14 protein-coding genes are annotated in these 14,037 nt (G+C 67.0%); 10 read left to right on the plus strand and 4 right to left on the minus strand.

The features are described 5' to 3' along the window. Window position 1: 1 nt before the first annotated feature. Together ACG3SL_RS02475 and parE are read right to left on the minus strand one after the other, a co-directional pair. Window positions 2-124: a hypothetical protein gene (locus ACG3SL_RS02475; protein ID WP_448663557.1), complete on the minus strand. Its 123-nt coding sequence runs from the start codon at window positions 122-124 to the stop codon at window positions 2-4. A gap of 84 nt (window positions 125-208) precedes the next feature. Next, window positions 209-2,185, minus strand: coding sequence for a DNA topoisomerase IV subunit B (gene parE, locus ACG3SL_RS02480; protein WP_448663558.1), 1,977 nt, complete (start codon window positions 2,183-2,185; stop codon window positions 209-211). A 420-nt stretch (window positions 2,186-2,605) separates the two neighbouring features. Here parE and ACG3SL_RS02485 point away from each other — a divergent pair, with 420 nt between their 5' ends. Then, the gene (locus ACG3SL_RS02485) at window positions 2,606-3,460 is read left to right on the plus strand and encodes an outer membrane protein (RefSeq protein WP_448663559.1); all 855 of its coding nucleotides are present in this window, start codon (window positions 2,606-2,608) and stop codon (window positions 3,458-3,460) included. An 811-nt stretch (window positions 3,461-4,271) separates the two neighbouring features. Further along, window positions 4,272-4,703, plus strand: coding sequence for a lysozyme inhibitor LprI family protein (locus ACG3SL_RS02490; RefSeq protein WP_448663560.1), 432 nt, complete (start codon window positions 4,272-4,274; stop codon window positions 4,701-4,703). Window positions 4,704-4,785: 82 nt separating this feature from the next. Here the strand turns inward: ACG3SL_RS02490 and ACG3SL_RS02495 are convergent, their stop codons facing one another. After that, window positions 4,786-5,520, minus strand: a complete 735-nt coding sequence (locus ACG3SL_RS02495) for a GcrA family cell cycle regulator (protein ID WP_448663561.1) — start codon at window positions 5,518-5,520, stop codon at window positions 4,786-4,788. 54 nt (window positions 5,521-5,574) lie between these two features. Between ACG3SL_RS02495 and ACG3SL_RS02500 the strand changes: the two genes are divergently transcribed. From ACG3SL_RS02500 to ACG3SL_RS02515, 4 genes are all read left to right on the plus strand, one after another. Beyond that, entirely contained in the window at window positions 5,575-6,426 is an 852-nt protein-coding gene (locus ACG3SL_RS02500; RefSeq protein WP_448663562.1) for an ABC transporter permease, read from the plus strand. Between the two features lie 151 nt (window positions 6,427-6,577). Then, window positions 6,578-7,768: an acetylornithine transaminase gene (locus tag ACG3SL_RS02505; RefSeq protein WP_448663563.1), complete on the plus strand. Its 1,191-nt coding sequence runs from the start codon at window positions 6,578-6,580 to the stop codon at window positions 7,766-7,768. A 148-nt stretch (window positions 7,769-7,916) separates the two neighbouring features. Continuing rightward, window positions 7,917-8,834, plus strand: a complete 918-nt coding sequence (gene argF / locus ACG3SL_RS02510; protein WP_448663564.1) for an ornithine carbamoyltransferase — start codon at window positions 7,917-7,919, stop codon at window positions 8,832-8,834. Between the two features lie 10 nt (window positions 8,835-8,844). Continuing rightward, window positions 8,845-9,297, plus strand: a complete 453-nt coding sequence (locus ACG3SL_RS02515) for a hypothetical protein (protein ID WP_448663565.1) — start codon at window positions 8,845-8,847, stop codon at window positions 9,295-9,297. On the opposite strand, the gene ACG3SL_RS02520 is transcribed toward ACG3SL_RS02515, so the two are convergent. Then, window positions 9,294-10,784, minus strand: coding sequence for an OprO/OprP family phosphate-selective porin (locus ACG3SL_RS02520; protein ID WP_448663566.1), 1,491 nt, complete (start codon window positions 10,782-10,784; stop codon window positions 9,294-9,296). The two genes, ACG3SL_RS02515 and ACG3SL_RS02520, sit on opposite strands and share 4 nt — an antisense overlap. A 440-nt stretch (window positions 10,785-11,224) precedes the next feature. Here ACG3SL_RS02520 and hslO point away from each other — a divergent pair, with 440 nt between their 5' ends. From hslO to queE, 4 genes are all read left to right on the plus strand, one after another. Beyond that, window positions 11,225-12,148 (plus strand): Hsp33 family molecular chaperone HslO, encoded by a 924-nt coding sequence (hslO, locus tag ACG3SL_RS02525; protein WP_448663567.1) that lies wholly within the window; start codon window positions 11,225-11,227, stop codon window positions 12,146-12,148. 126 nt (window positions 12,149-12,274) lie between these two features. Beyond that, window positions 12,275-12,637, plus strand: a complete 363-nt coding sequence (locus ACG3SL_RS02530; RefSeq protein WP_448663568.1) for a DUF3617 domain-containing protein — start codon at window positions 12,275-12,277, stop codon at window positions 12,635-12,637. A 56-nt stretch (window positions 12,638-12,693) separates the two neighbouring features. After that, complete coding sequence (queC, locus tag ACG3SL_RS02535) at window positions 12,694-13,374, plus strand: 7-cyano-7-deazaguanine synthase QueC (RefSeq protein WP_448663569.1); 681 nt, start codon at window positions 12,694-12,696, stop codon at window positions 13,372-13,374. Window positions 13,375-13,384: 10 nt separating this feature from the next. Then, a complete protein-coding gene (queE, locus tag ACG3SL_RS02540) occupies window positions 13,385-14,017 on the plus strand; it encodes a 7-carboxy-7-deazaguanine synthase (RefSeq protein ID WP_448663570.1) in 633 nt (210 codons plus the stop codon). Window positions 14,018-14,037: the final 20 nt, after the last annotated feature.

Genomic DNA, 14,037 nt, shown 5'->3' on the forward strand with positions numbered 1-14,037 from the left:
CCTACTCCAGGTCGCGCGCGCGGTCGGCATTGCCCTCCACCGCGCGCGCCAGCCGGGCGATCGCCGGCGCATAGGCCGCGCCCGCCTGCGCATAAAGTGCGTCTCTGTCCCGATCGCCGTGCATCGCGTGTCCTGCCCCGTTCACAGGCTTTAGTCGCGGGCTTGGCGGAAAACTTACGCGGGCCGCGCGAAAAATTCGCGCGCCTCCTCAGGCGTCGATCACATCCTCGTCGAGCCGCCCGGCATTTTCCTGGATGAAGGCAAAGCGGTGTGCCGGGTTGTTGCCCATCAGCCGGTCGACCAGGTCCTTCACGCTCGCGCGCTCCTCATATTCGTGCGGGAGCGTGACGCGCAGCATCCCGCGCGTTTTGGGGTCCATCGTCGTTTCCTTGAGCTGGTTGGGGTTCATCTCCCCCAGGCCCTTGAAGCGGCTGACTTCGACCTTCTTCCCCTTGAACGCGGTCGCCTCGATCTCCGCGCGGTGCGCGTCGTCGCGGGCGTAGAGGCTCTTGGACCCCACGGTCAGCCGGTACAGCGGCGGCTGCGCCAGATACAGATGCCCCTGGCGCACCAGATCGGGCATTTCCTGGAAGAAGAACGTCATCAGCAGCGTGGCGATATGCGCGCCGTCAACGTCTGCGTCGGTCATGATGATGATGCGTTCGTAGCGCAGCTGGCTGACGTCGCAGTCCTTGCGCGTGCCGCATCCCATGGCGAGGATCAGGTCGGCGATTTCCTGGTTCGCCAGGATCTTGGCCGAGGTGGCGGACGCGACGTTCAGGATCTTGCCGCGAATCGGCAGGATCGCCTGCGTCTTGCGGTCGCGCGCCTGCTTGGCGCTGCCGCCGGCCGAATCGCCTTCGACGATGAACAGTTCGGTGCCCTTGGGATCGTCGGCGGAACAGTCGGTCAGCTTGCCGGGCAGGCGCAGTTTCCGGGCGCTGGTCGCGGTCTTGCGCTTGACTTCACGCTCCTGCTTGCGGCGCAGGCGGTCGTCCATGCGATCGATCACATAGGCGAGCAGCGCCTTGCCGCGATCCATCCGGTCCGACAGGAAATGGTCGAAATGGTCGCGCATCGCCTTTTCGACCAGCGCGGTCGCCTCGGGGCTGGTGAGCCGGTCCTTGGTCTGCGACTGGAATTGCGGCTCGCGGATGAAGACCGACAACATCAGCTCGGCGCCGACCACGATGTCGTCGGCGGTGATGTCCTTGGCCTTTTTCTGCCCCACCAGCTCGCCGAACGCGCGGATGCTGCGGACCAGCGCCTGGCGCAGCCCCTGTTCGTGGCTGCCGCCATCGGGGGTGGGGATGGTGTTGCAATACCAGCTATAGCTGCCGTCGCTCCACAGCGGCCAGGCGACCGCCCATTCGACGCGGCCCTGGCCGTCGGCGAAGTCCTGTTGCCCCGAAAAGAACTCCGCCGTCGCGCATTCGCGCGCGCCGAGCTGTTCCTTCAGGTGATCGGCGAGCCCGCCGGGGAACTGGAACACCGCCTCTGCCGGCGTGTCGTCGGTGATGAGGCTGGGGTCGCATTTCCAGCGGATCTCGACGCCGCCGAACAGATACGCCTTGGACCGGGCGAGCTTGTACAGCCGTGAGGGGCGGAACAGCATCTCGCCGAAAATCTCGGTGTCGGGCGTGAAGGCCACGCTGGTGCCGCGCCGGTTGGGGGTGCCGCCCAGATGTTCGAGCGGGCCCAGCGTCTGCCCCTGGCTGAACCGCTGGCGGTACAGCTGCTTGTCGCGCGCGACCTCGACCACGGTGTCGACCGACAGCGCGTTGACCACCGACACGCCGACGCCGTGCAGGCCGCCCGACGTGGCATAGGCCTTGCCGGAGAATTTGCCGCCCGAATGGAGCATCGACAGGATGACTTCGAGCGCCGACTTGTCGGGGAAGCGCGGGTGCGGGTCCACCGGCATGCCGCGGCCATTGTCCACGATCGTGATGCGGTTCCCCGCCGCCAGCGTCACTTCGATGCGGTTGGCATGGCCGGCGACCGCCTCGTCCATCGCATTGTCGAGCACTTCGGCGGCGAGGTGGTGCAGCGCACGCTCGTCGGTGCCGCCGATATACATGCCGGGCCGGCGCCGGACAGGCTCCAGCCCTTCGAGAACCTCGATCGACGAAGCGTCATAGGTTTCGGTGGGGGCGCCGGTGGCGGCAAACAGGTCTTCTGGCATGTGCAAAGCTATAGGGGGTCGGCAATTCACTCGGCAAGGGATGGCGTTGCGTAAGGAGAACAAAATGGGGCCATGGCGCGCTCCGGCCCCGCGCTCCCCGCGAAAGCGCGATTGCTCCCCTGCGAAAGCAGGGGCCCAGGGCCGCAAGCGGCGACCTTCCGAACCCTGGACCCCTGCGTGCGCAGGGGAACGGCGCGGGAGGGCGGCGGCCTTATCGTTCCCCTGCGAAAGCAGGGGCCCAGGGCCACGAGCGGCGGCCCTCCGAACTCTGGACCCCTGCTGTCGCAGGGGAACATGGCGGCAGTTAGAACGACTGTTGCTGAAATATCACGCTTTTCCACCGATCGACCAGCCGAGCATCCTTGTGCGCCCCCCATGCGTATGGGCCGCCCAAGTAAAGTACGGAGCGTTTTTTCCAGTATGCGTATCAACACCCTTGCAGGCGCCGCGTTCGGCGCGCTGATGTTCGCTGTCGCCGCCGTTCCCGCCCAGGCGCAGACCACCGACGTTCCCCAGGACAAGGAATTCCAGGGCGCCTATGCCGGCGGTTCGTTCGGCTACACCGTCCAGAGCAACAGCCGCCGCGACCGCGTGACCTTCGATCGCGGCCTGGATGGCGGCTTCGGCGACACGGTGACCACCGTGGACGGCAGCAACGCCTTCGCCAACGGCTTCTGCCATGGCCGCGCCACGTCGGCGAGCCGCGACACGGGCTGTGACAACCGCCGCGACGACATCGAATATCATGGCCGCATCGGCTATGACGTGCAGTTCGGCCGCGTCGTCGTCGGCGCGCTCGCGGAATTCGGCAAGACCGAGGCGACCGATTCGGTAACCGCGTTCAGCTCGACCCCGGCATCGTACACGCTGACGCGCGGCATCGATTGGGATGCGTCGGTGCGTGCCCGCATCGGCTATGCGGTCGGCCCGCGCACGCTGTTCTACGGCACCGGCGGCCCGTCCTATGCGAAGATCAGCCGCGGCTTCGCCACCACCAACACGACCAACAACTTCGAGCTGATCGATCAGAACAAGAAGTCGTGGGGCTACACCGCCGGCGGCGGCGTGGAGCAGAAGATCGGTCGCAACTTCTCGGTCGGCCTCGAATATCTGTATTCGAGCTACAAGGACGACGACTTCCGCGTCCGCGCGACTCAGGGTGCGGCCCTGCCGACCAACCCGTTCGTCCTGAACGGCGCGGCAGGCACCGACATGGCCCGCAACAACCGCTTCGACTATCACGCGATGCGCGCCACGGCAGCGTTCCGCTTCTGATTTTCGGCAGCACACCGACAAAAGGGGCCGGCGGAGCGATCCGCCGGCTTTTTTTGTCGGGTTCGCCCGGGAGACCTCCCCCAAGGGCAGGTGGCGCCGGAGGGGGCGGAGGGGCGGATGCCGATCCGCTCGCAAAGCCATCCCCATGCCTGATGTCGGCAGCGACCCAAAGTCGGACGCTGGAAGCCATCCCAATTCCTCCCCCGGAGGGGGAGGGGGACCGGCGAAGCCGGTGGAGGGGTAGTCGCCGCGGGCGATAACGACGATGTGGCGGATCCCAGCTTCCATGTCGGACAGGATTATGGGCGCGGAGATGCGGAGTTGCGCAAGAGCCCGCGTTCTATTCGCGCCGTGCAGCATGAGGCGACTACCCCTCCACCAGCCTGCGGCTGGTCCCCCTCCCCCTCCGGGGGAGGATCGAAGAAAGCACCATCCTCGAGTACTCGCAAGGGCAGCTAGCCACCCATTCTCGGCCATTTAGACCTTGGACCGAGAGCGGTCGTTTAGGCGTTCATGACCTACCCCGGCTCGCGCATGCCGTGTGCTTCACGTGGTCCATCTCGATCCGTAAACCTGGTGGCCTGCGCACGCGCAGAACTCCGGCGCATCGCGTGCCCCCTCCGTCGCCTTCGGCGCCACCTCCCCCCCTGTCGGGGGAGGATCAGGGAAACACCGTCCGCTTAATGCGGCGCGAGTCTGCCGCCTCCAACCAAAAAGGCTGGCGCATCGCTCGCCACGGCGCTTTTGTCCTGCCGGCATGGCTCTTCCGATCGGGCGCCGCGTTTGGTTGGGGATGAGCAAGGAGAGGGTGATGACGACGAAGCGTATCGGGATGGTGTCGGCACTGGTGCTGGGTATCGCGGCTGCGGCGCCGGCGCTGGCCGCCGAACGCGACGATCCGACCGAAGTGGCGTTGCGGCGATGCCTGGAGGCGCCGGCGAATGTGTCCACGGCGGCGCAGGTCGATTGCGAGGCGGCGGCGATGCGCAGCTATGATCGGCGCATGAATGCCGCCTACACTGCGCTGATGCGCACGCTGCCCGCCCCGGCGGCGGCGCGGCTGAAGGCGGCGCAGCGCGCGTGGCTGGCGTATCGCGACGCAGAGGTCGCCGCGCGCCGGGGCGTCTATGCCACGCAACAGGGCACGATGTTCGTTCCCATGGCGGCCGATGCGGCTGCCGCCATCGTGGGGGACCGGGCGCGGATGCTGGAACGCTATCTGCGCATTACCCGGATCGACTGAGCGCCCGGCAACCAAAACGGCTTCCAACCAAAAAGGCCGGGGGATCGCTCCCCCGGCCTTTTCGTGTCGATGTCGCGTCCGCTCAGCGGGGGCGGTTGCCGCCGAAGGGCATCGGGGGCGCGGGGCGGCGATCGCGGCGGGGGAGCTGCGCCTGATAGGCGTGGCCGCAATGCGCGACGCAATAGGGGAAGCCGGGGTTCACCTTGTCGCCGCAGAAGTGGAAATCGGGTTCGCCCGGATGGCCCAGCGGCCATTTGCAGATGCGGTCGTTCAGGTCGAGCAGGCTCGTCTTGCCGGCGATCGCCTCGCTCGGGCGCGCCGGGACCAGCCGGCGGGGCGGGGCGGGGGTGATCGGTGCGGATTGCTCGCCGGGGTTCTGGCGCAGGAACCCGCCGGGGCCGACCGAGCGCATGACCGGCGCGTTCACCACCGGCTTGGCTTCGACCGGGGCGGCGTCGTCCTCGTCTTCATCCTCGTCGTCGATCTCGACCGGCGGGCGGGCGACGGGTGCTGCTTCGACCGGCGCCCGCTTTTCCACGATCGGGGCGGGTGCAGGCGCGGGGCGGGGTGCCGGGGCGGGCGTCGGGGCCGCTGCCGCTGCGGGCGCTGCCTCTGCCTTGGGCGCGGCGGCGGCGGCCGCAGCCTTCGCCTCGTTCGACTTCACCGGCGACGGGCGCGATTGCAGGCCCAGCCGGTGGGCCTTGCCGATCACGGCGTTGCGGCTGACACCGCCCAGCTCTTCGGCGATCTGGGTCGCGGTCAGGCCGCTGTCCCACATCTTTTTCAGCGTACTGATACGCTCGTCGGTCCAGCTCACTCTCGTCTTCCTTCAACTTGCGGGCGGCGCGTCCAGGGAGTACGCGACACGGCGATGCGCAGCCACTCCGAACTCGGCCCCGAAACCGGCCATGCCCTCCCCGAACCCGGCGTTCCGGTGATTCGCAACGTGAATTGGGGAGGATTGCGTACCCTCTATATCAAGGAGGTGCGCCGTTTCTTCAAGGTGCAGCTCCAGACAGTGTGGGCGCCGGCGGTCACCACGTTGCTTTTTCTGGTTATCTTCACGGTCGCGCTGGGCGGCGGCGGGCGGATGGTGGCGCTCCAGGGGCAGGAGATTCACTTCGCGACCTTCATCGCGCCCGGCCTGATCGTGATGGGGATGCTCCAGAACGCGTTCGCCAATGCCAGCTTCTCGCTGCTGGTGGGCAAGATCCAGGGCACCATCGTCGATTACCTGATGCCGCCTTTGTCCACCGCAGAGCTGCTTGCGGCGCTGACCGGCGGCGCCGTGACGCGGGCGTTCTGCGTCGGCGGCGCGGTGTGGCTGGCGATGCTGGTGTGGGGCGTGGACGTCATGCCCCAGCATTTGTGGGCGGTGCTGTGGTTCGGGCTGCTTGGCTCGGTGTTCCTGTCGCTGATGGGCGTTATGACGTCGATCTGGGCGGAAAAGTTCGATCACGCGGCGGCGGTGACCAATTTCGTCGTGGCGCCGCTCGCGCTGCTCTCGGGCACCTTCTATTCGGTCGAGCGGCTGTCGCCCGCGTTCCAGACGGTGAGCCACCTCAACCCGTTCTTCTACATCATCTCGGGCTTCCGCTACGGGTTCATCGGCGTGGCCGATTCGCCGATCCTGATCGGCGGGCTGGTGATCCTGGGCCTCGACATCGTGCTGGGGCTGGCCTGCTACTGGCTGCTGCGGACGGGGTGGAACCTGAAGAATTGAATGGGCATGCCATTGCTGCATGCCCCTGCGAAGCCCGGATTTGGCCCCGTGACCGCACGGTGTTGACGCCCCGGCCCCCACGCCCGTAAAAGCGCACTCCGGCGGCCCGTTCGGGTCGCCTTTTTGCTTTTTGAAAGAAGGAGAAGGTCCCGTGGCCATCACTGCGCTCATGCCCGTTTACCCGCGGTGCGGTGTGCGTCCGGTGCGAGGCGAGGGATGCTATCTCTATGGCGAGCGCGGCGAGCGCTATCTCGATTTCGCCGCCGGCATCGCCGTCAATGCGCTGGGCCATGGCCACCCGCATCTGACCAAGGCGATCGCCGATCAGGCGGCGACGCTGATGCACGTCAGCAACCTGTACGGCAGCCCGCAGGGCGAGGCGCTGGCGCAGCGGATCGTGGACAACAGCTTCGCCGACACGGTGTTCTTCACCAATTCGGGGGTCGAGGCGATCGAGTGCGCGATCAAGACCGCGCGCCGCTATCACTATGCCAATGGCAACCCCCAGCGGCACAAGCTCATCACCTTCAAGAACGCCTTCCACGGCCGTTCGCTGGGCGCGATCTCGGCGACCGACCAGGCGAAGATGCGCGACGGGTTCGAGCCGCTGCTGCCGGGCTTCGCCTATGCGAAGTTCAACGATCTCGACGCGGCGCTGGCGCTGATCGACGACGAGACGGCGGGCTTCCTGGTCGAGACGGTGCAGGGCGAAGGCGGCATGACCGCCGGCACGCCCGAGTTCATCCAGGGCCTGCGCAAGGCGTGCGACGAACACGGCCTGTTGCTGATCCTGGACGAGATCCAGTGCGGCTATGGCCGGACGGGCAAGATGTGGGCCTATGAGCATTACGGCATCACCCCCGACATCCTGACTTCGGCCAAGGGCATCGGCGGCGGCTTCCCGCTGGGCGCGTGCCTGGCGACCGAGGAAGCGGCGAAGGGCATGGTCGCCGGCACCCACGGCTCCACCTATGGCGGCAATCCGCTGGGGATGGCGGCGGGGCAGGCGATCCTCGACGTGATGCTCGAGCCCGGCTTCCTCGACCATGTGACCAAGATGGGTGAGCGGCTGCGCCAGGCGTTCGAGCAGATGATCCCCAACCACGATCACCTGTTCGAGGAGATTCGCGGCAAGGGGCTGATGCTCGGCATCAAGATGAAGGAGCCGGCGGTCAGCCGCGAGTTCGTGGCGCATCTGCGCGACAATCACGGGCTGCTCACCGTGGCGGCGGGCGAGAATGTGTTCCGCGTCCTGCCCCCGCTCATCATCGACGAAAGCCATGTGACCGAGTGCATCGAAAAGCTGAGCGCAGGCGCGCGGAGCTTTTCGGTTGCAGCTTGAGGATTGAACTGATCCTCCCCGGGACGGGGAGGGGGACCATGCGCAGCATGGTGGAGGGGGATCGCCGCAAGGGGTGTCGCCGGTGGAGGGCCCCCTCCACCCCGATGCTTCGCATCGCGGTCCCCCTCCCCGTGCCGGGGAGGACTGGATGACCCGCCACTTTATCGATCTTTCCGATGCCGGCCCCGATGCCATCGCGGCGATGCTGAACGACGCGTTGGCCCGCAAGGCCGCCCGCGCCGGCTGGCCCAAGGGCAAGGCGGATGCCGACGCGCCGCTGGCCGGCCACACGCTGGCGATGATCTTCGAGAAGAACAGCACCCGAACCAGGGTTTCGTTCGACATGGCGATCCGCCAATTGGGCGGCACCAGCATCGTGATGGATGCCGGATCGATGCAGCTCGGCCGCGGCGAGAGCATCGCCGACACGGCGCGCGTGCTCTCGGGCTATGTCGACGCGATCATGATCCGCACCGACGATCACCAGAAGGTGCTCGATATGGCGAAATACGCATCGGTGCCGGTCATCAACGGCCTCACCGACGCCTCGCACCCGTGCCAGATCATGGCCGACCTGCTGACCATCATCGAAGCGGGCAAGCCGCTGCCCGGACTCAAGGTCGCGTGGCTGGGCGACGGCAACAACGTGCTCGCCTCGATCATGGAAGCCGCCGGGCTGATGCAGTTCGACGTCGTCGCGGCCTGCCCGCAGGGCTATCAGCCGAGCGACGCCGACGTCGCGCGGGGCCGGGGCCGCACCCGCGTGGTCGGCACCGCGAGTGAGGCGGCCGAGGGCGCCGACATCCTCGTTACCGACACCTGGATCTCGATGGGCCAGTCCCATGCCGAGACCAAGCTCAAGGCGATGATGCCCTTCCAGATCGACGAAGCGCTGATGGCGGCGGCCAAGCCCGACGCGAAGTTCCTCCACTGCCTGCCTGCGCATCGCGGCGAGGAAGTGACGCCGGAAGTGATCGACGGCCCGCAATCGCTGATCTGGCCGGAAGCGGAAAACCGCCTCCACGCACAGAAATCGGTGCTACGCTGGTGCTTCGAGCAGATCTAGCGGGGCGCACATGCCGATCAGGGTCATCGCAATTGCCGAGTTGGTCGTTGCGATCGCGCTGATGGTGCGGCGGGTTGTCGCGGGCGACGCCGACGGACCCGAGGTTACGGCCACGCTGATGTTGGGTTGTGCGACCGTGCTGAACGCCGTTTTCGTGTTCCTCGCCGCTCGGTCTTGGAGGGGGCCGGCAAACATGTTCGGTTTCGCGTTCGCCGCGCTGGGCGGGGGCGCGCTTCTTCTGATCGGTAGCTTCGACCTCTGGCGCGACGCAGTTCTCGGGGAGCCGACGAGCTGGGCCGGTATTGTCAGCCAGTTCGGCTTGACGATGCGAATCCTCGATGCACTGTTTTGGGTCGCAGTCGCCAGCTTGCTGGCCGGCTGGGCCGTGCCCCTTCTGTCACGGATACGCAGTTCCGGCCGCCGCCCACGCGGCAGCGGCCGAAACCCGCCCGATCGGGCTTAGAACGTGACGCCGAACCCGGCGCTTGCCGTCTCGCCGCTGTCCTTGCCGGTATAGGCGCCGGCGCGGTTGTTGGTGTTCCAGTGGATGACGTTGAACTGGAGGCGGATCACGCTGTCCAGATACCAGTTCACCCCTGCGGTCGCCGCCGTGCCCTTGCCGCCGAGCGGCAGGCCCGAATAATCGATGCTCTCATAGCGGGCGAGCAGCTCGATCGCGCCGGGGCCGCCGTCGAACACCGGGCGCAGCACGCGCGGCTGGGCGAAGGTGCCGAGGCGCGGGTTGTACGGGGGCAGATCGCCGGTGACGAACCAGCCGCCGGATACGCTCCATGCCTTGCTCTCGAAATCCGGGCGGCCGGCATTGAGCCGCGCGTTGCGCTTCCCCGCCTCGCCCATCACCCAGAACGGACCGACATAGCCGCCCACTTCGGCACCATAGCCGGTCGTGCCGGTGCCGCCGGTCAGCGTGCCGGTGGACACGCGCAGCGGACCGTCGAAACGCCCGCCGATCACGGTGTTGCGCGTCAGCGTGCCGGGGCTGCGTGCCGCGAATGCCTCGTCAAAGCCCCACAGGCCGAGATGGAGCATCGAGCGATCGGTCTTGATCGGGTTCCAGTGCGCGCGGGCCAGCACGGTGCGGTTGTCGCTGATCGCCTGGCTGGCGTCCACGGCATCGCCGCTGATCGTGATCGAAGCATGGCCCGTCTTCCAGAAGATGCGGGGCATAAGCGCGATGCCATAGAAGCCGCGCTGCGGGATGATCGACGTGGCGACGACGTTGCGTTCCAGGAACGGCGGGGCGTCGGAGCCGCTGGAGCCTTCAAAGCTGCGGTCGTTGAACATGTTGCCGAAGCGCACGTCGTACGACAGGTCGCTCGATCCGCCGCGCCAGCCGACGAACATCGTGCCGACGTCGGACACGTTGTCGGCGAAGTCGTTTTCGAACTGGTAGAAGAAGTGCGGGCCGACCGCGCCTTCGATGCCGATGCGCAGCGCGCGGGCGCCGGTGGTGGTGATGTTGCGGGCGTTGTACTTCGACCCCATCGTCGTGCTGACATGGTTGATGATGCGCCCGCGCACCTTGAACATGTACTTGCCGTCCGCCGAGCGGAACACGGGCGCGCCGCCGCGCCATTCGGTCGTCACGCCGGACGGGTTGGCGGCCGCGCGGGCCATGGTCACGTCCTGTTCGGCGGGGCTGGCGGGAACGATCTGCGGCGCGAAGGATGTCTGGACATTTTCGTCGTTCGCCGTCGCGACGGGGCGCGTGGCGGCGGCCTGCTGCACCGGGGCGGCGGCAGGTGCTACAGGAGCGGCGCGGCTTGCCTCGATCGTGTCGAGCCGGGCGCGCAGCGCGGCGATTTCGGCGGCCTGCGCGCGCAGCAGCGCGACCAGTTCCGACTGATCTGCGGGCGCGGTCTGCGCAATCGCCGGAGCGGCGAACAACAGTGCCGAAAATGCCGCGCCTGCAAGAAGTCTGGTTTTCATGTCGGTAAGCCCATCCACAGTGCAAAATAGCGTCGCCGATAAGGCAGACGTTGCAGTATAGATGCTGGCACGAACGATCGTTCGACGTGGGATGCAAACAACTATGTCGGAGTATTGAATGTATGGTGGGATGATGCTTGCGTGCAACACATACGTATTTATACGGCTACGGATTTGTACTTGATAATTAAGGGGAGGTTGCGCCGTTTTGCCGCGAAGGACTGAATCGGCGCCGCGGACAAACGGGCGGGTGCGAAGCCCTTGCGCAACCCTAAACTTCCTCAACATTTTCCCGGACGGCCCCCGGCTCCGGCGGCGGGGCGCGCGAGTTGTTTCGCGCCGCCCGCTTCCTATCTATGCGTCAAACCCCAGATATGCGTTCGGCGGAGCGCGCGAAGTCCAGCGACTTTTGCGCGCCGCACGAATGCCGGAGAACGACCGTGACTCAGCCCGCCCCCACCACCGATCTCGACCGCGTGATCGGCTTCACCATTCCGGGGCGCCACGCCCGTGGCCGCGTCGCGCGGCTGGGGCCGGTGCTCAACCAGATCCTGTCGGCGCACGCCTATCCGCCGGTGATCGAAAAGCTGCTGGCGGAATCGCTGACGCTCACCGCGCTGCTCGGCGCGACGCTCAAGGATGCGGAAGGGCAGATGACGCTCCAGGCGCAGACCCAGGGCGGCATCGTCAGCCTGCTGGTGTGCGACTACAAGGATGGCGAGCTGCGCGGTTACGTGCAGTTCGATGCCGAGCGGCTGTCGCAGCTGGGCAAGAACCCCTCGCTGTTCGCGCTGTTCAACAAGGGCTATCTGGCGGTGACGTTCGATCAGGCGCTGACCAAGGAGCGCTATCAGGGCATCGTGCCGCTGGACGGCGATTCGATCGCGGCGGCGGCGGAAAGCTATTTCCTCCAGTCGGAACAGATCCCCAGCGTGGTGCGGCTGGGCGTGCGCCGCGATTCGGAGGGCAAGCTGGTCGCCGGGGGCATCTTCCTCCAGCATCTGCCCGAGGGCGAAGTGGGGCGCGAGCGGCTGCATGTGCGGCTCGACCATCCCGAATGGCAGCATGTCGAGGCGATGGCGCAGACGATGGGCGCCGACGAACTGGGCGATCCGGCGGTGCCGCTGGAGACGCTGGTCTGGCGGCTGTTCAACGAAGAGCCAGAGGTCCGGCTGCTCGGTGGCAAGGATCTGGCGCGCGGCTGCCGCTGCGATGCGTCGTACATCCTCCAGGTGCTGGCGAAGTTCCCCGAGGAGGAGCGGGCGACGATGGCCGATGCCGATGGCGTCATCAGCGTCGACTGCGCGTTCTGCTCCACCAAATTCCCGGTGAAGCTCGCGGATTTCGTTTCGTCGTCGTTGTAATCGCGTCGGCGCGGTCCATATCGATTCCGATGGGCGCGTCCGGGCTATGCCTTGGCGCGCCCGCTACGGTTCGGGGAGTTACGAATGTTTCTAAAGCGTTGGGTGCGTCCGATGATAGCCGGGGCAGTGCTCGTTCTGACTAGCGGGGCCGTTTCCGCACAGCGCGCGGAGACCCCTGGCGCGCTGGAGGCGATCCAGCGCGGGCAGTGGGAATTGACGGACTCGGCCGGTGTCGTGCGCAAGCTGTGCATCACCAACAGCGCGATGTTGGTGAAGATCGCCCATGGCAATGCCCAGTGCGATCAGGTCGTGATGGACAGTTCGCCCACCAAGGCGACGGTGCGCTATACCTGCCCCGGCCATGGCCAGGGCCGCACGACGCTGATCGTCGATACCCCGCGCGTGCTGAGCATCGATACCCAGGGCGTGATCGACGGCGCGCCCTTTGCCGAGAAATATGAGGGGCGGCGTCTGGGCGCCTGCAGCTAGGGGGGGCTGCGCCCCCCACCATTCCGATTTGCGCAGAAAGCGTCTAGCAGGCCCAAATGACCGACAGCATTGCAGTTGCCCTGATCTCCGGCGGGCTCGATTCGATGGTTTCCGGCGCGCGGGCGCGTGAGGATGGCCACCGGCTTTTCGCGCTCTCCATCGACTATAACCAGCGCCACCAGGTCGAACTGGCGGCGGCGCGGCGGATCGCGACTGCGCTGGGCGCCGAGCGGCACGTCGTGCTCCCGCTCGATCTGCGCGCGTTCGGCGGATCGGCGCTGACCGCCGACATCGACGTGCCCAAGGAAGGCGTCGGCAGCGACATTCCCGTCACCTATGTGCCGGCGCGCAACACGATCTTCCTCAGCCTCGCGCTCGGCTGGGCCGAGGCGCTGGGCGCGCGCGACCTGTATATCGGCGTGAATGCGCTCGATTATTCGGGCTATCCCGATTGCCGCCCGGAATTCATCGCCGAGTTCGAAAAGCTGGCCGAAGTCGCGACCAAGGCGGGGGTGGAGGGTCAGCCCTTCCGCATCCGCGCGCCGCTGCAGGACATGACCAAGGCCGATATCGTCCGCGAGGCCGCCCGGCTGGGGCTGGACGCCGGGATGAGCTGGTCGTGCTACGATCCGGCGCCGGGCAGCGTGCATTGCGGCGAGTGCGACAGCTGCCGCCTGCGCGCCAAGGGGTTTGAAGAGGCGGGCCTGCCCGACCCCACCGTCTACGCGACGCGCTGAGGCGGGCGCGGTGCAGTACGCCGTCAAGGAGATGTTCCTGACCCTGCAGGGGGAGGGGGTGAACGCAGGCGCGCGCGCGGTGTTCGTTCGCTTTGCCGGGTGCAATTTGTGGTCGGGACGCGAGGCGGATCGGGCGACGGCGGTGTGCCGGTTCTGCGACACCGATTTCGTCGGGATCGACGGGCTGGGCGGCGGGCGCTTTGCGGATGCCGACGCGCTGGCCGATGCCGCCGAGGCGCATTGGGGCGAGGGGCGGACGGCGCGCTTCGTCGTGCTGACCGGCGGCGAGCCCATGCTCCAGGTCGATGACGCGCTGGTCGACGCGCTCCACGCGCGCGGTTTCCGCATCGCGATCGAGAGCAACGGCACGCTGGCCGTGCATCCGGGGATCGATTGGGTGTGTATCAGCCCCAAGGCGGGCAGCGACGTCGTCCAGCGATCGGGCGACGAACTCAAGCTGGTCTGGCCGCAGCCGGGCAGCGATATCGCGGCGATCGAGACATGGGACTTCGCCCATTTCCTGATCCAGCCGATGGATAGCGCCGATGCCGATGCCAACCGCGAGGCCGCGATCGCACTGGCGATGGCGCGGCCCCAGTGGCGGCTGACGCTACAGACCCACAAGATGCTGGGGCTGCGGTAAGAGAGCGTTTGGAAATTCGC

This window comes from Sphingomonas degradans (assembly GCF_053502645.1).